This is a genomic window from Agromyces aurantiacus (assembly GCF_016907355.1).
In the GTDB taxonomy this organism is placed as follows: Bacteria; Actinomycetota; Actinomycetes; order Actinomycetales; family Microbacteriaceae; genus Agromyces; species Agromyces aurantiacus.
In genome coordinates, this window is record NZ_JAFBBW010000001.1 from 3,634,877 (window position 1) to 3,652,432 (window position 17,556).

The 17,556-nt window shown below is 73.1% G+C and carries 20 protein-coding genes; 12 read left to right on the plus strand and 8 right to left on the minus strand.

Annotated features, from left to right (window positions below; genetic code table 11):
* Positions 1 to 27 precede the first annotated feature (27 nt).
* Positions 28 to 1,422, plus strand: coding sequence for an HNH endonuclease signature motif containing protein (locus JOD46_RS17130; protein WP_204395664.1), 1,395 nt, complete (start codon positions 28 to 30; stop codon positions 1,420 to 1,422).
* Positions 1,423 to 1,462: 40 nt separating this feature from the next.
* Positions 1,463 to 1,897, plus strand: coding sequence for a ribosome-recycling factor (locus tag JOD46_RS17135; protein WP_204395665.1), 435 nt, complete (start codon positions 1,463 to 1,465; stop codon positions 1,895 to 1,897).
* 66 nt (positions 1,898 to 1,963) lie between these two features.
* Here the strand turns inward: JOD46_RS17135 and JOD46_RS17140 are convergent, their stop codons facing one another.
* Positions 1,964 to 2,392, minus strand: a complete 429-nt coding sequence (locus tag JOD46_RS17140; protein WP_204395666.1) for a DUF1761 domain-containing protein — start codon at positions 2,390 to 2,392, stop codon at positions 1,964 to 1,966.
* Between the two features lie 212 nt (positions 2,393 to 2,604).
* Complete coding sequence (locus tag JOD46_RS17145) at positions 2,605 to 3,189, minus strand: DUF1697 domain-containing protein (RefSeq protein ID WP_204395667.1); 585 nt, start codon at positions 3,187 to 3,189, stop codon at positions 2,605 to 2,607.
* Positions 3,190 to 3,280: 91 nt separating this feature from the next.
* Between JOD46_RS17145 and JOD46_RS18730 the strand changes: the two genes are divergently transcribed.
* The 4 genes from JOD46_RS18730 to JOD46_RS17160 all read left to right on the plus strand — a co-directional run bounded on the left by JOD46_RS18730 (position 3,281) and on the right by JOD46_RS17160 (position 6,102).
* On the plus strand, positions 3,281 to 3,742 hold the full coding sequence (locus tag JOD46_RS18730; RefSeq protein ID WP_239562867.1) for an epoxide hydrolase N-terminal domain-containing protein: 462 nt from the start codon (positions 3,281 to 3,283) through the stop codon (positions 3,740 to 3,742).
* On the plus strand, positions 3,739 to 4,401 hold the full coding sequence (locus tag JOD46_RS18735) for a hypothetical protein (protein WP_239562869.1): 663 nt from the start codon (positions 3,739 to 3,741) through the stop codon (positions 4,399 to 4,401). Before JOD46_RS18730 ends, JOD46_RS18735 begins: the two co-directional genes overlap by 4 nt.
* A 133-nt stretch (positions 4,402 to 4,534) precedes the next feature.
* A complete protein-coding gene (locus tag JOD46_RS17155; protein WP_204395668.1) occupies positions 4,535 to 4,945 on the plus strand; it encodes a YciI family protein in 411 nt (136 codons plus the stop codon).
* A 5-nt stretch (positions 4,946 to 4,950) separates the two neighbouring features.
* Entirely contained in the window at positions 4,951 to 6,102 is a 1,152-nt protein-coding gene (locus JOD46_RS17160) for an RNA polymerase sigma factor (protein WP_204395669.1), read from the plus strand.
* 69 nt (positions 6,103 to 6,171) lie between these two features.
* Here the strand turns inward: JOD46_RS17160 and JOD46_RS17165 are convergent, their stop codons facing one another.
* Positions 6,172 to 6,597, minus strand: coding sequence for an RtcB family protein (locus tag JOD46_RS17165; protein WP_275588276.1), 426 nt, complete (start codon positions 6,595 to 6,597; stop codon positions 6,172 to 6,174).
* Here JOD46_RS17165 and JOD46_RS17170 point away from each other — a divergent pair.
* Both JOD46_RS17170 and JOD46_RS17175 read left to right on the plus strand, forming a co-directional pair.
* On the plus strand, positions 6,584 to 6,817 hold the full coding sequence (locus JOD46_RS17170; protein ID WP_204395670.1) for a FitA-like ribbon-helix-helix domain-containing protein: 234 nt from the start codon (positions 6,584 to 6,586) through the stop codon (positions 6,815 to 6,817). The genes JOD46_RS17165 and JOD46_RS17170 overlap by 14 nt on opposite strands.
* Before the next feature lie 49 nt (positions 6,818 to 6,866).
* On the plus strand, positions 6,867 to 7,259 hold the full coding sequence (locus JOD46_RS17175; protein ID WP_204395671.1) for a type II toxin-antitoxin system VapC family toxin: 393 nt from the start codon (positions 6,867 to 6,869) through the stop codon (positions 7,257 to 7,259).
* A gap of 19 nt (positions 7,260 to 7,278) precedes the next feature.
* Here the strand turns inward: JOD46_RS17175 and JOD46_RS17180 are convergent, their stop codons facing one another.
* A complete protein-coding gene (locus JOD46_RS17180; protein WP_204395672.1) occupies positions 7,279 to 8,679 on the minus strand; it encodes a bifunctional (p)ppGpp synthetase/guanosine-3',5'-bis(diphosphate) 3'-pyrophosphohydrolase in 1,401 nt (466 codons plus the stop codon).
* Positions 8,680 to 8,901: 222 nt separating this feature from the next.
* Between JOD46_RS17180 and ppk2 the strand changes: the two genes are divergently transcribed.
* Positions 8,902 to 9,717 carry a polyphosphate kinase 2 gene (gene ppk2 / locus JOD46_RS17185; protein WP_239562871.1) on the plus strand — a complete coding sequence of 272 codons (816 nt, stop codon included), beginning with the start codon at positions 8,902 to 8,904 and terminating at the stop codon, positions 9,715 to 9,717.
* Between the two features lie 646 nt (positions 9,718 to 10,363).
* Here ppk2 and JOD46_RS17190 read toward each other — a convergent pair.
* Positions 10,364 to 10,825 carry a MarR family winged helix-turn-helix transcriptional regulator gene (locus JOD46_RS17190; protein WP_204395673.1) on the minus strand — a complete coding sequence of 154 codons (462 nt, stop codon included), beginning with the start codon at positions 10,823 to 10,825 and terminating at the stop codon, positions 10,364 to 10,366.
* A 58-nt stretch (positions 10,826 to 10,883) separates the two neighbouring features.
* Here JOD46_RS17190 and JOD46_RS17195 point away from each other — a divergent pair, with 58 nt between their 5' ends.
* Positions 10,884 to 11,255: a VOC family protein gene (locus JOD46_RS17195; protein ID WP_204395674.1), complete on the plus strand. Its 372-nt coding sequence runs from the start codon at positions 10,884 to 10,886 to the stop codon at positions 11,253 to 11,255.
* A gap of 52 nt (positions 11,256 to 11,307) precedes the next feature.
* Here the strand turns inward: JOD46_RS17195 and JOD46_RS17200 are convergent, their stop codons facing one another.
* The gene (locus JOD46_RS17200; RefSeq protein ID WP_204395675.1) at positions 11,308 to 12,609 is read right to left on the minus strand and encodes an alpha/beta fold hydrolase; all 1,302 of its coding nucleotides are present in this window, start codon (positions 12,607 to 12,609) and stop codon (positions 11,308 to 11,310) included.
* Positions 12,610 to 12,833: 224 nt separating this feature from the next.
* Here JOD46_RS17200 and JOD46_RS17205 point away from each other — a divergent pair, with 224 nt between their 5' ends.
* Positions 12,834 to 13,247, plus strand: coding sequence for a hypothetical protein (locus tag JOD46_RS17205; protein WP_204395676.1), 414 nt, complete (start codon positions 12,834 to 12,836; stop codon positions 13,245 to 13,247).
* A 10-nt stretch (positions 13,248 to 13,257) separates the two neighbouring features.
* Here JOD46_RS17205 and JOD46_RS17210 read toward each other — a convergent pair whose 3' ends face one another.
* Complete coding sequence (locus JOD46_RS17210) at positions 13,258 to 13,944, minus strand: VOC family protein (protein WP_204395677.1); 687 nt, start codon at positions 13,942 to 13,944, stop codon at positions 13,258 to 13,260.
* 294 nt (positions 13,945 to 14,238) lie between these two features.
* On the minus strand, positions 14,239 to 15,624 hold the full coding sequence (locus tag JOD46_RS17215) for a type I glutamate--ammonia ligase (protein ID WP_204395678.1): 1,386 nt from the start codon (positions 15,622 to 15,624) through the stop codon (positions 14,239 to 14,241).
* A gap of 185 nt (positions 15,625 to 15,809) precedes the next feature.
* On the opposite strand from JOD46_RS17215, the gene JOD46_RS17220 reads away from it, so the two are divergent.
* Complete coding sequence (locus JOD46_RS17220; RefSeq protein WP_204395679.1) at positions 15,810 to 17,426, plus strand: LuxR C-terminal-related transcriptional regulator; 1,617 nt, start codon at positions 15,810 to 15,812, stop codon at positions 17,424 to 17,426.
* Positions 17,427 to 17,556: the final 130 nt, after the last annotated feature.

Sequence of the window (17,556 nt, forward strand, 5' to 3'; positions counted from 1 at the left end):
GTCGGTGGGTCCGTGCAGGATGGAGACATGGAAGAGCCCCTGCACCCCCTCGAGCGAGACCTCGAGGTGCTGCGTGCGGCGTGGGCCGAGGCGATGCCGGCATTCGGGGCGATCAGCGGGGCGGCGCAGTTCGAAGTCGAGCAGATGAGCGACGCGGGTCTGGTCCAGGTGATCGATGCGATCGCCGCGGTGCGACGCGATGCCGAGGTGCTCCTCGCTCGGATCGCTGCCGAGGTGTCGAAGCGCTCCAACCGCGCGGCGCGCGAATCGAGCCTTGCCCGAGTGCACGGCTTCGCCAACCCCGTCCGGCTCGTGGCGGCGTCGACCGGCGCCTCGCGAAGCGACGCCGCGAGGCTGATCGCCGTCGGAACCGCGACCGCGGAGCGGCAGTCGTTCGGCGGCGAGCGGCTGCCGTCGAGGCATCCGCACGTCGCCGCGGCGCTCGACGAGGGGCGAGTCGGCGTCGATGCGGCATCCGCGATCACCTCGATGCTCGACCGGGTGCGACGTCGCGCCGATCCGGCGCTGGCCGAGGCGACCGAGGCGGCGCTCGTCGATCTCGCCGCGAGGGTGCCGCTCGAGCTGCTCATGCGCGGCATCCGCGAAGCCGAGGCACGGCTCGACCGCGATGGAGTCGAGCCGCGCGAAGAGGAACTGCGGATGGGTCGGTCGCTCACGATGCGCGAAGACGCCGCGGGCATGCTGCACGTCCACGCGCGGCTCGATCCCGAGAGCGCCGCGCCGGTCAAGGCCGCGATCGAGGCGCTGGTGACCGATGTGCTTCGTCGCCGCGCACCGGGCGAGGTCGATGTGGCCGGTCCGGTCGTCGAGGATGACCGCTCGATCCCGCAGATCCAGGCCGACTCGCTCGCTGCGATCGCGCGGCACGCACTGGGCTGCGCCGAGACGCTCGCGCCACTCGCGAAGGCGACGGTCGTCGTGCGCGTGGAGTACGAGACCCTCGTTGAAGGACTGGGTCACGCCCGCATCGACGGCATCGCCCAGCCGATCTCGGCGGCAACTGCGCGGCGCATGTCCGCTGAGGCGCAGATCATCCCCGCGGTGCTCGGCGGCGAAAGCGTGCCGCTCGACCTCGGGCGATCGGCTCGCCTCTTCAGCAGGTCGCAACGACTCGCGCTCGCCGAGCGCGACGGCGGCTGCGCATCATGCGGCCAAGACATCGCCTACGTCGACGCCCACCACATCAGTTGGTGGGAACGCGACGCGGGCCCGACCGACCTGAGCAACGGCGTCATGCTGTGCACCTTCTGCCACCATCGCATCCATCGTGAAGGATGGGGCATCCGAGCGAGCCGAACCGAGGTGTGGTTCATCCCACCGCCCCACGTGGATGTCGCGCAGACCCCGCGTCTCGGCGGTCGAGCGCGCTTCACACCACCACCGATCGCGGCGGCCGCGTGAGCACGCCCGCGCCGCCGCGCATCCGCCCTACGCTGGCGGCATGACCGAGACGACTGCAGCGACGCGCGCCCGCATCCGGTGGGGCTGGTTCATCGGATGCATCGTGCTCGGCCTCGCGAGCATCCTGGTCGGGCTGCTCGTGGCGCCGGCGGCCGACCAGGCGGCCTATCTCGCCGGCGTCCTCGGCGCGGTCGGCACCACGCTGCTGCTCGTCGGCGTCGTCGTGCTGCTCGAGCGACGGATCGTCGACACCGCCGTGCGCGCGGTGCGCGACGCCGCCGAGGAGGCACGGGTGCGGGCCGACGAATCGGTGCGCCGGCAGGTCCGCGACCTCGAGGACCGGTTGGCCGACCTCTGGGCCGGAACGGCGACGCCCGACGATGTGAGGCGCAACGAGGAGCAGACGCGTCGCATGACCGACGAGTTCACCAAGCGGGTCGCCGACGAGTACGGCGCCGAGGATGCGGCGCCATAGGCGGCCAGGCGGTCAGGCAGCTCGCACGGCTCAGACGGCTCGAACGACTCGAACAGCTCAGGCGGATCAGACCGTCCCGGCCGGCGGCCACACCCCGATGATGATGCCCATCACGACGAACGTGACGAGCTCGTGCGCGATGTTGATGATCGTCAGCGTCGACGGCCGGCCCTCGAAGGCGTCGTGCGTGATGAAACGCGCGGCGGTGAAGCCGGCCCACAGGATCAGCGCCGTGAACAGCGCCGACATGAAGTACGAACCGCCGTAGAAGTGCCACGAGATCGTCGACGCGCCCGCGAGCACCCACGCCGAGATGAAGCTGACGAGCAGGGTCACGACGAGCGGGAGCACCGCGTTGCCGCCGCGGTCCATGTCGACGCGCGCGAGCTTCGCCCAGCGCGTGCCGAACACCGGGCGCGCGTACCAGATCGCGCCCACGGCCATGCTCGAGAGCGTCGCCAGCAGCACCGCCCAGTAGTTGATCTCGGGGACCATCTCGCCTCCTCATCGCGGGCCGACCGCGGGTCGTCGTCTCATCGCTGCGTCATCGCAGTGCGTGTCACCGCCGTGCGTCACCGGATGTCGCTGGGCGCGAGCGTACTCCCGGCGCCGCGCGGGTCTCGGGCAGCGCGCCGCACTCCGCACTGACGGGTCGCTCGGTACGGGCGTATCCCCGGTTCGTTCTGCCGCGCGCCGCGAGCGCCCGACTACATGCCGTCGAGGCGCTCGTGCAGCCGCACGCACGTGCGCCAGCTGCGCATCGTCATCCGCTCGAAGATCGGCATCGCCATCAGGCGCTGGATGCGGGTCTTGGTCGCGAGCACCGCCACGCGCGAGAAGTAGATCGCGCCCGGGCCCGCGGCCACGGCATCGACCCCGTCGCGCAGTTCCGGGAACTCCGACAAGGCCTCCTCCGCCGAGAGCGGGTGCTTGAGGAAGATGACGTCGCTCCGCAGGTCCGGCGATCCATGCCCGGCGGGCGCGGCGTCGATGGTGGCCGCGAACTCGTCCTTCGAGCGGATGACCACGAGCAGTGGGACACCCAACCTCCGCTCGAGCATCGCCTCGACCTCGGTCTCGAGCTCGCGCGGGCCCGCGTCGGCACGGAAGAGCACGTTGCCGCTCTGCAGGTAGGTGCTGACCTCGTCGTAGTCGGCGTCGCGGAAGGCGTCGATGAGCTCCGCCATCCGGACCGCGTTGCGGCCGCCGACGTTGATGCCCCGCACGAGCGCGACGCAGGCCGAACCGGTGCCCGCGGATCTCCCCGTCGTCGTTCGAGCACTGGCGCTCATGTGCTCATGGCTACCAGAACGCGCCGGATGCCGCGACCGGCAGCGCGTCCCGATCGGCCGGGTGTCGGCGGCCCGGCGTAGCCTCGGGCCCATGACGGCGCCCGAGCCCTTCACCCTCCACGTGCCCGACGAGGTGCTCGACGACCTGCGCGCCCGGCTCGACCGCACGCGCCTGCTCGACGACTCGCCGCGGACGCCGCCATCAGGCATGAACGCGGCCTACCTGCGCGAGCTCGTCGATTCCTGGAAGCACTGGGACTGGCGCTCGCGCGAGGCGTGGCTCAACCGGCACCCGCAGTTCACCGCGCAGATCGACGACGCGCGCGTGCACTTCGCGCACCTCCGCTCCGACCGGCCCGACGTGCCCGCGCTGCTCGTCATGCACGGGTGGCCCCACACGTTCGCGCTCCAGCTCGACCTCGCCGACCAGCTGCCCGACGTGCACGTGGTCGTCGCGAGCCTGCCGGGGTTCGCGTTCTCGTCGCCGTACGCCGACGGCCCGATGACCGAGCGCCGCCTCGCCGCCTCGCCGCCACGATGCACCGCCTCATGACCGAGGTGCTCGGCTACGAGCGCTACGTCACCTACGGCGAGGATGTCACCGCCAACGTCAGTGACCTCATCGCCGCGACCTACCCCGACCGCGTCGCCGGCATCGTCGTGACCCACTCGCACTTCCCGACCTACGCCGAGCGAGATGCGCTCACCGACCCCGAGGAGCAGGCGTTCTTCGCGGCCCTTGCGGAGAAGCACGAGATGGATGGCGCGTACGGCCACGTGCAGTCGACCCGGCCCGACACGCTCGCGGTCGCCCTCAACGATTCCCCCGCTGGGCTGCTCGCATGGATCACCGAGAAGCTCGTCGAGTGGAGCGACACCCCGCCCGGCGACCCGAAGGCCGTCGAGCGCCGCATCTCGCGCGACCGCGTCCTCACCGAGGCGATGATCTACTGGGCCACGCAGACGATCCAGTCGTCGTTCCGGCCGTATCACGAGGGTGCCGACGCGCCCGACCCGATCCCGCCGGTCGACGTGCCCGCCGCGGTGTGGATCCAGCGGCACGAGGGCACCTACCCCGAGTCGCTCGCCAGGTCGTTCTACCGCGACCTGCGCTGGTTCGACCGCCTCGAGCAGGGCGGGCACTTCGCCGCCGCTGAGGTGCCCGAGGAACTGGCGGGCCGGATGCGTCGGTTCCTCGCCATGCTCGACTGAGACACTCCGCGCCGGACCGAGACGACCTCGCGAACATCCTTCGGGCACGATGTCGAGAATCCACGCCCGGCTCCGTCCCAGACGTGAACGCCCCGATCCGACCACAATGGCCGGAGGGCACGAGGAGGACATGATGGCGAAGTACCTGCTGCTGAAGCACTACCGCGGAGCGCCCGAGGCGGTCAACGACGTCCCGATCGAGCAGTGGACGCCCGAGGAGTTCGAGGCGCACATGCAGTACATGCGCGACTTCATGAAGCGACTCGAGGGCAGCGGCGAGTTCGTCGACGCCGACGCGCTGGCGCCGAAGGGCGAGTGGGTCCGGTACGACGGTCCCGGCCGCCCGCCCGTCACCGACGGCCCGTTCGCCGAGACGAAGGACCTGATCGCCGGGTGGATGATCATCGACGTCGACTCGCATGAGCGCGCGGTCGAGTTGGCCGGCGAGCTGTCGGCCGCGCCCGGCGCGGGCGGCCGCCCGATCCACGAGTGGCTCGAGCTGCGGCCGTTCCTCGCCGACGAGGCGCCCGCCGTCACGGAGTGACGCGGGTGGACGACGCGCTGCTGCGCAGCCTCATCCCCGAGGTCATCGCCATCCTCTGCCGCCGGGGAGCCGACTTCGCGGCGGCGGAGGATGCCGTGCAGGATGCGCTCGTCGAGGCCCTTCGCGTCTGGCCCGCCGATCCGCCGAGGGATCCGAAGGGCTGGCTCGTCGCGGTCGCCTGGCGGAGGTTCATCGATGCCGCGCGCGCCGAGGCATCCCGCCGGCACCGCGAGGAGCTCGTCGACCGCGAGCCGGCGCCCGGCCCGGTGACCACGACGGATGACACGCTGCAGCTGTACTTCCTGTGCGCCCACCCGTCGCTCACGCCGGCGTCGGCCGTCGCGCTCACGCTCCGCGCGGTCGGCGGGCTCACCACGCAGCAGATCGCCCGCGCCTATCTCGTGCCCGAGGCGACGATGGCCCAGCGCATCAGCCGGGCCAAGCGCACGATCGCGGGTGTGCGCCTCACCGCGCCGGGCGACCTCGCGACGGTGTTGCGCGTGCTCTACCTCGTCTTCAACGAGGGCTACTCGGGCGAGGTCGACCTCGCGGTCGAGGCGATCCGGCTCACGCGCCAGCTCGCCGGCATGACGACGGACGAGGAGGTCGCGGGCCTGCTCGCGCTCATGCTGCTCCACCACGCCCGACGCGCGGCGCGCACCAGCCCGGACGGACGGCTCGTGCCGCTCGCCGAGCAGGACCGCAGCCTCTGGGACACGCGACTGATCGCCGAGGGCGTCGACGTGCTGCAGGCCGCCCTCGCCCGCGACCGCCTCGGCGAGTACCAGGCCCAGGCCGCGATCGCCGCGCTGCACGCCGACGCCCTCACCGCCGACGAGACCGACTGGGTGCAGATCGTCGAGTGGTACGACGAGCTCGTGCGCCTGACCGACAGCCCGGTGGTGCGCCTGAACCGGGCCGTCGCGGTGGGCCAGGCGGATGGCGCGCGCGCGGGCCTCGCGGCACTCGCCGAGCTCGACCCCGCCCTCCCCCGCCACGCCGCCGCCGCGGCGTACCTGCACGAGCGCGACGGCGACCTGGTCACGGCGGCGCGCCTCTACGCGGAGGCCGCGAGCGCAGCGGCGAACGTTCCCGAGCGCGACCACCTCACGCGTGAGGCGGCGCGCCTGAACGCGCAGCTGCGCGCGCGCAGCTGAGCACGGGCGTCGCCGCCCCGCCGGCCCTGCCCGCCCCGTCGGGCGGCCGCGCTCGCTCGCGCGGGAGACTCAGTCCCCCTTCACGTTCACGATCTGCCGCAGCACGTGGCGCACCTGCACGAGCTCTGCCGAGTCGGCCATCACCCGATCGATCGGCTTGTACGCCTGCGGGATCTCGTCGACGAGCGCCTCGGTGTCACGGAACTCGATCCCCGCCATCGCGGCACGCAGCTGCTCGTGCGTGAACGTCGCACGCGCCCGGGTGCGCGAGTGGTGTCGGCCCGCACCGTGCGGTGCGGAGTTCAGCGACATCCGGTTGCCGAGCCCCTCGACCACGTACGAGGCCGTGCCCATCGAGCCGGGGATGACGCCCGGCCGCCCGCGGTCGGCCATGATCGCGCCCTTCCGCGAGACCCACACTCGCATCGCAGGATCGAGCGAATGCATGCGTAATGCATGCACCGAGCGGTACCGTAGGGAGATGCCGGTGAACATCACGATCAGGTCGGTCCCCGACGAGGTGCGCGACGAGTTGGCCGCGCGCGCGAGACGCTCGGGCCGCTCGCTGCAGGAGTACCTGGTGAACGAGCTCCGACGGATCGCCGCGAGCCCCTCGGCAGACGATGCGTTGGCCGCGATCCGACAGCATGCGCGCTCGTACCCTCCGATCTCCACCGACGACATCCTCACTGCGCGCGATGCCGACCGACGATAGGCCGGGCGGACCCGGCAGGGAGACCGGTCGAATCTCGACGGGTGCATCGATGCCGCGCCTGGTCGTCGTGGATGCGTCCTCGATGGCGGCGGTCCTGCTCGACGCGGACGCCGGCGAGCATGCCGTCATGCGCGGCGCGCAGCTCCTCGCGCCCAGCCTGCTGCCCTACGAGGTCGCGAACGTGCTTCGTCGCCTCGAGAGCGCCGGGCGCCTCGCGCCCGATCACGCCGACCAGGCGTTCCGTGACTTCACCGGGCTCGATCTCGAGCTCTGGCCATGGCCCGTCCTCGCCGACCGGGTGTGGCAGCTCCGGGCGAACCTGTCGACCTATGACGCCGCCTACGTCGCCCTGGCCGAGACCACCGGTGCGACCCTGCTCACTCGTGATTCGCGACTCGGCCGAGCACCCGGCCCCGGCTGCACGATCGAGGTCTTCGCCTGAGCGGTGGTGCGCGCCCGACTCAGTGCGAGCCGAGCGCCCGCCGCGCCACGCGGTACTTCTCGATCAGGCGCAGCTGCACGTCGTAGTCGAGGCGGCGCAGCCGCCAGCGGGCGGTGTTGTCGTCGATGTCGGCGAGCTTGACGCGGCGCGCGGCCGGGTGCGAGCGAATGCGCGCGTAGTACTCCTCGGGCGCGACATCCTTCGTGCGCGTCAGCAGCCGCACGATCTCGATGACCTCGGGCACGACGCCGGCCTCGAAGAGCTCCTCGGCGGTGATCGCGGTATCCTCGAGCACGTCGTGCAGCCACGCGGCGGCCGCCTCGACGGGCTCGGTGACCGGGTCGAAGCGCTCGGCGATGCGGCCCGGATGGTCGACGTACGGCAGCCCGCTGCGATCGAGCTGGCCGCGGTGCGCGATGAACGCGATGCCGCGTGCGAGGGCCACCTGCTCGACCGCCTCGGTCTGCGACCAGGTCCTCGGGCCGACCTGCGCGGGCGGGCGGGGCGCGTGCGCGTGCGTCGGGATGGGTTCGGACGCGGCGATCGGCAGGGACTCCTCGTCGGCGTCGGGTTCCGCGCCGCCGGCCCGCTGCGCCTCGCCCGCGGGCTGGTCGTCATCCGCGGGCTGGTCGGATGCCGCATCCGACGCCTCGCGGAACGTCGACCGACGCGCGGCGAGCACCATCTCCTCGAGCTCCTCCGTCACCGGGTCGACCGACGTTGACGCATCGATGCGGGGGTCGTGGGTCGCCGGGTCGATCGCGTCGGGCATCGTCGGCATCTCCTCGGGGTGGGGCGGAGCGTCCGCCGGGGTCTCGGGCGCGGCGGGCGTCGCCGCGGGCGCGGCGGGCGTCGCCGCGGGCGCGGCGGGCACGGTCGCGGGGGCGGGCAGGGGCTTGGGCGCGCCATCCGTCGCCGCCGGCACCGCCTCGGACGGACCATCCGACCCCGCTTGGGCCTGCGCGACCTCGGCCGCCGCGTCGCGGACCTCGGCGATCGGATCCCGCCCGCGCACCGGCCGCACGAACTCGAGTTCGGCCTCGAGCTCGCCGAGTTCGCGCTCGTCGAGTTCGAGCAGCGACCGCTCGCCGCCCTCGTTGCGCCGGTCGAACGAGGCCACGTCGATCTCGGTGAACCCCGAACCGTCGTGCGTCGTGAAGTAGCGGCGGCGCGTGCCATCCGTCACCGCCACGATCACGGCGTCGAAGTCGCCGCTCGGCTCGAAGCTGCTGAGGAAGTACCGCCGACGGTCGGCGTAGGGCGGGCGGGCGGTCTCGACGTGCTCGATCTCGACGGGCTGTGCGTGCGCGCCCGCGCGGCTGTCGTCGGCGTCGGGTCGCTCGGCCCAGTCCTGGATCCACGCCTCGGCCGCGGGCGCGCCGAAGCCGAATACGGGCTCGTCGTCGGTGGGGGCGGTCAACCGGACTCCAGGGGGATACCGGTCCGTCGGGGTCGGCGGACGGGGCGGCGCGGTCGTCGGATTCAGGATCGGATGCGGCGGGTGGGTGGCCCTCGCATCCTCCGATGGTACGGCCGCGCGCCCCGAGCACGCGATGCCCCGTCGGCATGGCGCGACGCGAATTCGTGCTCGCGCACGCCGTCGGAGGCGACATCCGCTCTAGGCTTCGGGACAGGGGTGCCCATGACGAGACGGATGCCGAAGGCGCTGTACGAGCGCGAACTGCGCGACCTGCAGGCGCAGCTGGTGGACATGCAGGCGTGGGTGCAGCAGTCCGGCGCCCGCATCGTGGTGATCTTCGAGGGGCGGGATGCCGCGGGCAAGGGCTCCACGATCAAGCGCGTCACCGAGTACCTCAACCCGCGCGTCACGCGCATCGTGGCGCTCCCGACACCGAGCGTGCGCGACAAGACCCGCTGGTACTTCCAGCGGTACGTGCCGCACCTGCCCGCCGCGGGCGAGATCGTGCTGTTCGACCGGTCCTGGTACAACCGCGCCGGCGTCGAACGCGTGATGGGCTACTGCACGAACGAGGAGTACCACCGGTTCCTGCACCAGGCGCCGATCTTCGAGCGGATGCTGGTCGAGGACGGCATCATCCTGCTGAAGTACTGGTTCAGCGTCTCCGACGTCGTGCAGGAGGAGCGGTTCCGGTCGCGCCTGAACGACCCCATGCGGCGGTGGAAGCTCAGCCCCAACGACGTGCTCTCGATCACGAAGTGGGAGGACTACTCGCGCGCGAAGGACAACATGTTCCTGCACACCGACATCGCCGAGGCACCCTGGTACGAGGTCGAGAGCGACGACAAGCGCCGGTCGCGCATCAACATGATCGCGCACCTGCTCTCGCAGGTGCCGTGGCAGAAGGTCGAGCCCGAGCGTATCGAGATCCCGGTGCGCCCGCCCGCCGGAGGGTACGAACGGCCGCCGCGGTCGTGGACGAACTCGGTGCCCGACTTCGCGGGCGAGCTGATGAAGCGGCACGCGGCGGAGGACTGACGAGCGCGGCGGTCCCGCGGCGGACGGCTCCGTCTGGTCGCCGCTGCGACCTCGCGGTGCGCTGACACGCGGGGCGATGTCGTCCGTGTGGCTCATGTCGACGCGACCTCATTTGAGGCTGCGCTGACATGGGCCATCCGGCCAGCGGGCGCCATGCGGCGGCGCAGGTACGCGGGCCTCATTTGAGGCTCCGCTGACATGACACATCGCTGAGCGACCCCACGCGGGGACGCACGTCAAGCGGGCCTCATATGAGGCTCCGCTGACATGACACATTCGGACGACGGCCCCACCGACGACGCAGGTCACGCGGGCCTCATTTGAGGTTCCACTGACATGACACATCACTCAGCGACCCCACGCGGGGACGCACGTCAAGCCGGCCTCATCCGAGGCTCCGCTGACATGACACATCCGGTCGACGGCCCCACCGACGACGCAGGTCACGCGGGCCTCATTTGAGGCTCGGCTCACATGGAACATCCGGCCAGCAGCGCTAAGCGGGGACGCATTTCAAGCCGGCCTCATCTGAGGCTGCGCTGAGATGGCACATCCGGACGGCATCGCCATGGGGGCCGTCATGTCGATTCGGCCTCATTTGAGGCTGCGTTGGCATGAGCCCTCCGGACGGCATCGTCGGGACCGGTCAGTCGGCGGATGGCGCGGCCAGCGCGGAGACGCACGCGCGGAGCGCAGTCCGCAGCGCCTGTTGCTGCTCGGCGTCCAGCCCGGCGCGCATCCGGTCCTCGACGGCCTCGACGACGCCGCTCGCCGATGCGAGTCGTTCGCGACCGAGCGCGGTGAGCTCGGCGGGCAGCACGCGCCCGGCCCCGGGCGGCACCGGGGGTCGGGCGACGAGACCCTCGCGCTCGAGGCCCTGGAGGAGCACGTTCATCGACTGCCGGGTGACGAACGCGCCGCGCGCGAGGTCGGAGTTCGACAGTCCGGGCCGCTGTGCGAGCAACTCGAGGCACGCGTACTGCGGCACCGTCAGGCCGAGCGGGCGCAGCGCGCCATCCATCGCCGAGCGCAGGGCGCTCGCCGCCTGCTTCAGCAGGTAGCCGAGCGAGGTGTCGAGGTCGACGCCGACACGGGAGGGCACATCCATGTCAGTAGTCTGACATAGGCTTTGAGTGTCAACATCCTGACACGCTAGGAGGAGCATCATGACCACCACCACCGGACCCGACTTCATCTCGCTGCAGGTGCGCGATCTCGAGCACTCGGCCGCGTTCTACGCGGCTCGGCTCGGCCTCACGCGCGCCGAGGTCTCGCCGCCCCACGCCGTCGTGTTCGACACGCAGCCGATCCCGTTCGCCGTGCGCGAGCCCCTCCCGGGCGTCGACCTCGAGGCATTCCCACGCGCGAGCGGAGGCGTGGGCGTCTGGATCCGCGTCGACGACGCGCAGCGCCTGCACGACGACCTCGTCGCCGCGGGAACGGCCATCGCGGCGGCGCCGCTCGACGGCCCGTTCGGTCGCACGTTCACGTTCGAGGATCCGGACGGCTACCTCATCACCATCCACGACCGCGGCTGAGCCGTGGGCGGCCGGCGACCCCGGGCGTCGCCGGCCGCCGCCCCACGGCGGGTCAACCGAGGAAGCGCGCGAGCTCGGCGAGCACGGCGTCGCGGCGATCTTCGAGCAGGGCATGCCCGGCGCCGTCGATCGGCACGAGCTCGGCATCGAACACGTCGACGTACTCCTCGGCGAACCGCGCCGGGATGTAGTCGCACGCGCCGCGGACCACGAGCATCGGCAGGTCGACCGACGACGCCTCCGCCTCGGTCACCCCGCTCAGGTCGGCATGCAACTGCGGCACCTGGCTCGCGAAGTAGCCCAGGTGCTCGGGCGGCGGCCGGATCTGCGACGCGTCGCAATGGAGCCCGGCCGCCGTCGACTCGTACAACCCGAGGAACCGCTCGTCGAGCTCGGCGTCGCTCGCGAACCACCGGGTCGCCCGCGGGTCGACGGCGGTGAGGGCGTACACGAACAGGTTCCGCGGCGACAGCGCACGCAGGTACGTGCCGGCCTGATCGGCCGCGTCGAGCCGGTCCTGCGGGCCGACGGGCTCGGCGGGGACACCCCGCCATGGGATGGCACCGGGCGAGATGAGCGCCATCCGCTCGACCCGTTCGGGGTGCTCGACCGCGAACACCGTCGCGACCGACGCACCCCACGAGTAGCCGAGCAGGTCGACGCGCTCGGCACCCGTCGCATCGACGACGCGCGCCAGCTCGTCGACCGCGTGGGCGAGCGTGTGCTCGAGCGGGTCGGCGAGCGGATCCGACCGCCCGGTGCCCGCCTGGTCGTACACCACGACCGCGCGGTCGCGCCCCAGCTCCTCGACCGCCGACTCCTCTATGTCCGACAACGGCACGCCCGGCCCGCCGTGCACGACGATCAACGGCGGGGCGGATGACGCGGCGTCGCCCGTCGTGCGGACGTCGACGCGCGGCGCGGCAGCCGCGCCCGGTCCGGCCGAGCCCATCGGGGCGAGGTCCAGCCGCAGGAACGTCACGAGCGACAGTAGTGACGCCGCGACCCACAGGCCGCCAGCGACCGGCAGCACCTTGCGGCGACGCGACGCCGATGCCGGAACGCGTGTCGGCACGGGCGAGGAAGCCGGCTGATCCGTCGTGGACAGGCCCCCGAACCCCCGACTGGGGTGCGGACCCCCGGCCCGCGCCGCCCGCCGAGCGCGCACCGCGCCGCGCACCGCGGCGAGCGCGAGGCACAGCAGTGCGACGACCGCGAAGGAAATCCACACTGTCGCTCCCGGCGCCGCCCCGAGCGCGATCAGTCCCAGCAGCACCGCCTCCTGCGCCGCCGAGAGCAGCACGACGACGAGCACGACGAGCGCGACCCGACCGACCGCGCGCACGTACCGCATCGCGTCCCCTCCCGACTCCGACGGCCCTCCGATGCCGATGCTCCCCGCATCCTCACCGCGTGAGCGGGCCGCCGCCACCCGTTGACTGCCGTTCCCCGGTCCGACCGCGCCATCCGCGCGACGCGCTGACCGCGCCGGAACCCCGCGTTCGGGGACTCCCCCGTCGGGCGCGGCGACTGGCAGGCTCGATCCGGCCCGCCACCCGCGGGTCGGGAGGAGCAGGCATGTGGACCGATGAAGCCGGCGAGCTGCACGAGACGCCCGTCGACTGGCGCACGACCGCGGTCGCCGACCAGGTGCAGGCCATGGTCGAGCGGCTGCCGGAGCACGCGCGCGATCGGTACTCCGACTGGATGGACGCCGAACTCGAGGTGCTTCGCGCCCACGCGCGCGAGCTCGTGGCCGGCGGGCTCGCCGAGGAGGCGGCCTACCGCGATCGACCGCTGCCCGCCGTCGAACTGCTGCGGATCCCCTGGGCGACGATCCGCGACGGCGCGGCGCTCGAGGCGGCGCTCGCGTCGGTCCCACCGAGGTGGCGTCTCGACGCGATGTTCGTCGTCGAGGACGCCTTCGACGCGAATCGCCCCGCCGCGCCGCGGTTCCGCCTGCGCGACCTCCTCGACGCGATCGGGTTCTGACCCGGCGGGTTCAGTTCGCCGCCCGCTGCTCCTCGAGGCGCACCGACTCGCGACCCCACCACGTCGTCACGTCGACCTTGTGGTTCTCGGCGTCGGCGAGCGTCCACCACTCGGGCGCGAACGAGTCGTCGACCATGCGGCCGCCCGCGGCGAGCGCCGCCGCGATGCGTGCGTGCACCTCGTCGTGCGGAACGCAGACGTCGACGTGCATGCGACCGCGGCCCGACGCGACCGTGTCGGTCGGCTGCAGGAACACCGATGAACCGCGACGCAGCGGATCCACGAGGTGCGTGTCGTTCGGCGGCACGTAGCCGAGCACAGCCCGCCAGAACGGCGTCACCTCAGCCGACTCGGGCGAGGCGATCGCGGTCTGCACGACCTGGAGCGCCGCGACATCCGCCACCAGCCCCTGCTCGCGCGCGACCGCGGAGATCGCGCGTGCCACCTCGAGGTCGCGAGTGCTGAGGTTCCGGATGTCGCGAGTGATGAGCTTCACGGCGACGCCCTCGTGGCGCAAGTCGACGTCGGGCTCGTGGCGACGCACGATCTCGAGCGCGGCGATGCTGCCGACGAATCGCGCGCCCGCCTCCCACGACGCCGCGCGGAAGAACGCGTGAGCACCCCAGTAGAGCACCCGCCAGTCGCCGACCCCGTCGGCATCGGCGAACTGCTGTGGTGTGATCGGCGCGACATCCATGCCGCCCATGCTCGCCGGTGCCGCCGACACCGGCAAGGCCGGCACGGGACGGCCTTCCGCCGCAACGCCGGAGAACGCCACGACGCCGGGCCGGGTCGGGGCCCCGCTCCCGGATACCCGCAGATCTCCGGAGACACGGTGCAGCGGGCGGGTGCCCCGCTCCCGGATACCCGCAGATCTCCGGAGACACGGTGCAGCGGGCGGGTGCCCCGCTCCCAGATACCCGCGGATCTCCGGAGACACGGTGCAGCGGGCGCGGTCCCGCTCCCGGAGACACGGCGCGGCGGCCGCGCCTCAGTACCGGAACCGCACCGCCTCGGCGACCGCCTCGGGCGCCAGTCCGCCAAACGCCTCCCACTCGTTCCGGCGCGTCGCGACGTACGCGTCGACCAGCACGTCGCCGAGCACGCGGCGGTGGAACCCGCTCGACGCGAGCCGGTCGAGCGCCGTGCCCAGGTCGGCGGGCAGCGAGCGGATGCCGCGGGCCCGTCGCTGCGCCGCGGTCAGCGTGCCCGGGTCGACCGTGACGGGCTTCGGCGGCACCGCCTCGCGCGTGATCCCGTCGAGCGCCGCGGCGAGGATCGCGGCCACCGCGAGGTACGGGTTCGCCGCGCCATCCGCCGGCCTGATCTCGAGGTTGGCCTGCTCGGCCGCCATCCCGGCCTGGCCGGGCACGAACCGGACTGCCGTCTCGCGATTCCCCGGCCCCCAGCACACGGCCGCGCCCGACCACGAGGCCGGCCGCAGCCGCGCGAACGAGAGCACGCTGCCGCCGAGGAGCGCGATGCCGTCGTCGAGCCGATCGAGGATGCCGGCGACCATGCGCCCGCCGTCGACGCCGAGCCCGTGACGCCCGCGCGGGGCCGGCTCCGCCAGCACGTTGCGCCCCTCGCGCCGCGCGGAGAGGTGCACGTGGCATCCGTTCGTCGCCTCGCCCACGATCGGCACGGGCGCGAACGAGATGCGCAACCCGTGCGCCTGCGCGACCCGGGTCAGCACGACTCGCGCCAGCGCGAGGTCGTCGACCGCCGTGAGCGCATCGCGGGGAGCCAACGCGAACTCGAGGCGGCCGTCGCCGGACGCCGGATGGAACTGCTCCACGGGCACGCCCGCGAACTCGAGCGCCGCCAGTGCCCCGAGCCCGAACGCCTCGACCTCGATCAGCGCGCGCGTCGAGGAGGCCGGCCCGGACGTCGCCGGCAGGTACCGCATCGTCTCGCCGACCTCGTCGGTGCCCGCTGCCCCCCAAGCCGCCGGGACCGGCGCCCGGAACACCGTGCACTCGAGCTCGAACCCCACCGAGAAGGTCAGCCGGGCGTCCTGCGCGTCGTCGACCACGCGGCGCAGCGCCGACCGGGTGCAGGCCGGATGCACCGTGCCGTCGAGCGCATACAGGTCGGCGGGCGCCCACGCGAGGCCCGACTCGGCGTCGAGCAGCGCCATCGACGAGATGTCGGCGATGCCGCGCACGTCGCCCACGACGGGGTCGAGCGCGGGCGTGCGGCTGAGGTGGTCGTCGACCGAGAACAGGAAGCCCACGCTGTTCGAGATCGTCACGCCGTGCGTGCTCGCCGAGAGCAGCCGGCGATGCGGCAGCACCCGCACCCGAGCGACGCCGGCGAGGTCGATGTGCGAGACGGCGAGCGCGCGGATGTCGTCGAAGCGGACGGCACGGTTCATCCGATTCACTCCTCCCTCGCCGGCCCCAGTATGCCGACCCCGCGTTTCGGGCAGTTTTCGGGGGAATGCCGGCCCTCGAGGCGTCAGTTCGTGCGCGAGAGGGTGGGGACGCCGGGCACCGGCCGGGGCGGCGGGTCCGGGCCGGCACCGTTGTCGTGCGGCCCCGCCGGGCGGATACTGGCGCCATGTCCACGGGTCCCGACGTGCCGACGGTCGACTGGGTCGCCCGCCACGACCGGCTCGCCGCCCGTCGTGACGAGCTGACCTCGCGCGAGCTCGACGAGCTCGGGCTCGCGGCGTGGTTCATCGGCCGCCCGGCCGAGAGCGAACGGGCGTGGGACGACGCGCACCGCGCCTACCTCGCCGACGGCGACACGGATGCCGCGATCCGCTGCGTGTTCTGGCTCGGCTTCACGCTCTCCGACCGGGGCGAGGCGGTCAGGGCGGGTGCGTGGATGGCGCGCCTGTTCGAGCTGCTCGGCTCGGTGCCGCACACACCCGACGCGGATGCCGCGGCGACCGTCGCGCGGTCGGCCGCCGCCTTCGCGGCCGGACGCGACGCAGAGGCGGCGTCCCTCGCCGAGCAGGCGGTCGCGCTCGCGCGCGACGCCGGCGACGCCGACCTCGAGGTGCTCGCGACCATGTCGATGGGCCGCGCGCTCGTGCACGCCGGTCGGCTCGTCGAGGGGTTCGCGTGCATGGACCGCGTGATGCTCGCCGTCGCGTCGGGCCGCGTCGGCGACCGGGCCGCGGGTCCGGCGTACTGCGCCGTGATCGCGAGCTGCCTCGACCGGTGGGATGTCGACCGCGCGCGCGTGTGGACCCGCGACCTCGGCGCGTGGTGCGACGCGCAGCAGGGGCTCGAGCCGTTCCGCGGCGAGTGCTCGGTGCACCGGGCGACCGTGCAGCGCCTGCTCGGCGAATGGGATGAGGCCGGGGCCACGCTCACCGCGGTGTGCGACCGCGAGCTCCGCGCGCAGACCCTCGAGAACGCGTACTACGGGCTCGCCGAGCTGTGCCGACTCACCGGGCGCCGCGACGAGGCGGAGGCCGCGTATCGGCGCGCGGCCGACCTCGGGCGCGAGGTGCAGCCGGGGCTCGCGCTGCTGCGCCGCGACCAGGGCCGGCTCGCGGCGGCACGGGCCGGCATCGCGCGAGCGCTCGCGGCGGGCGGCCTCCCGAGCACGCGCGCCGAGCTGCTCTCGGCGTGCGCCGAACTCGAGGCCGAGCGGGGCGGCGACCTCGGGCTCGCGCGCCGTGCGGTCGCCGAACTGCGCACGCTCGCCGACACCGTGGGCACCGACTACCTGCGCGCGCAGGCCGACCGCGCCGAGGCGCGGCTCCTCATCGGCACGGATGGCGCGCCCCGCGCACTGCCGCTGCTGCGCCGATCGTGGTCGGTGTGGCGCCACCTCGAGGCGCCGTACGAGGCCGCGACCACACGTGTGCTGATGGGCCGTGCCGCCCGCGCGGCCGGCGACGAGGAGGCCGCGCAGCTCGAGTTCGACGCGGCGCGCACGGTGCTCACTGGGCTCGGCGCGGTGCCCGACCTCGACCGACTCGAACGTGTCGCGGCGGGCGACGGCCGCCCCGCGGCATCCGCCGGGCTCACCCGCCGCGAGGTCGAGGTGCTGCGGCTCATCGCCGCGGGCCGCTCGAACCGGCAGATCGCCGACGAGCTCTTCCTCAGCGAGCGCACGGTCGCGCGGCACGTCAGCAACATCCTCGGCAAGCTCGGGCTCGCGAACCGCGCCGCGGCCACGGCGTTCGCGTTCGAGCACGGGCTCACCGCGACCGCGTGACGCGGCGCGGGCGGCGGCGCGGCCGGCGGCGCGGGCGGCGGTGCGACACGCCCCGCCGCGGCGCGGCCGAGCCCGCGGCCGTCGCGCCCACGACGCGAATTGGTCATTTCTGCCGAGGCGGCCGCCCCGC

What these genes read in the sequence shown, in the direction of transcription:
- JOD46_RS17155 (WP_204395668.1), top strand. Translation starts at nt 4,535, where the DNA reads ATGGCGAAGTACCTGCTGCTGAAGCACTACCGCGGAGCGCCCGAGGCG.
- ppk2 (WP_239562871.1), top strand. Translation starts at nt 8,902, where the DNA reads ATGACGAGACGGATGCCGAAGGCGCTGTACGAGCGCGAACTGCGCGAC.
- JOD46_RS17215 (WP_204395678.1), bottom strand. Translation starts at nt 15,624, where the DNA reads ATGAACCGTGCCGTCCGCTTCGACGACATCCGCGCGCTCGCCGTCTCG.
- JOD46_RS17130 (WP_204395664.1), top strand. Translation starts at nt 28, where the DNA reads ATGGAAGAGCCCCTGCACCCCCTCGAGCGAGACCTCGAGGTGCTGCGT.
- JOD46_RS17165 (WP_275588276.1), bottom strand. Translation starts at nt 6,597, where the DNA reads ATGTTCACCGGCATCTCCCTACGGTACCGCTCGGTGCATGCATTACGC.
- JOD46_RS17175 (WP_204395671.1), top strand. Translation starts at nt 6,867, where the DNA reads ATGCCGCGCCTGGTCGTCGTGGATGCGTCCTCGATGGCGGCGGTCCTG.
- JOD46_RS17195 (WP_204395674.1), top strand. Translation starts at nt 10,884, where the DNA reads ATGACCACCACCACCGGACCCGACTTCATCTCGCTGCAGGTGCGCGAT.
- JOD46_RS17140 (WP_204395666.1), bottom strand. Translation starts at nt 2,392, where the DNA reads ATGGTCCCCGAGATCAACTACTGGGCGGTGCTGCTGGCGACGCTCTCG.
- JOD46_RS17205 (WP_204395676.1), top strand. Translation starts at nt 12,834, where the DNA reads ATGTGGACCGATGAAGCCGGCGAGCTGCACGAGACGCCCGTCGACTGG.
- JOD46_RS18735 (WP_239562869.1), top strand. Translation starts at nt 3,739, where the DNA reads ATGACCGAGGTGCTCGGCTACGAGCGCTACGTCACCTACGGCGAGGAT.
- JOD46_RS17145 (WP_204395667.1), bottom strand. Translation starts at nt 3,189, where the DNA reads ATGAGCGCCAGTGCTCGAACGACGACGGGGAGATCCGCGGGCACCGGT.
- JOD46_RS17210 (WP_204395677.1), bottom strand. Translation starts at nt 13,944, where the DNA reads ATGGATGTCGCGCCGATCACACCACAGCAGTTCGCCGATGCCGACGGG.
- JOD46_RS17190 (WP_204395673.1), bottom strand. Translation starts at nt 10,825, where the DNA reads ATGGATGTGCCCTCCCGTGTCGGCGTCGACCTCGACACCTCGCTCGGC.
- JOD46_RS17220 (WP_204395679.1), top strand. Translation starts at nt 15,810, where the DNA reads ATGTCCACGGGTCCCGACGTGCCGACGGTCGACTGGGTCGCCCGCCAC.
- JOD46_RS17200 (WP_204395675.1), bottom strand. Translation starts at nt 12,609, where the DNA reads ATGCGGTACGTGCGCGCGGTCGGTCGGGTCGCGCTCGTCGTGCTCGTC.
- JOD46_RS18730 (WP_239562867.1), top strand. Translation starts at nt 3,281, where the DNA reads ATGACGGCGCCCGAGCCCTTCACCCTCCACGTGCCCGACGAGGTGCTC.
- JOD46_RS17135 (WP_204395665.1), top strand. Translation starts at nt 1,463, where the DNA reads ATGACCGAGACGACTGCAGCGACGCGCGCCCGCATCCGGTGGGGCTGG.
- JOD46_RS17170 (WP_204395670.1), top strand. Translation starts at nt 6,584, where the DNA reads ATGCCGGTGAACATCACGATCAGGTCGGTCCCCGACGAGGTGCGCGAC.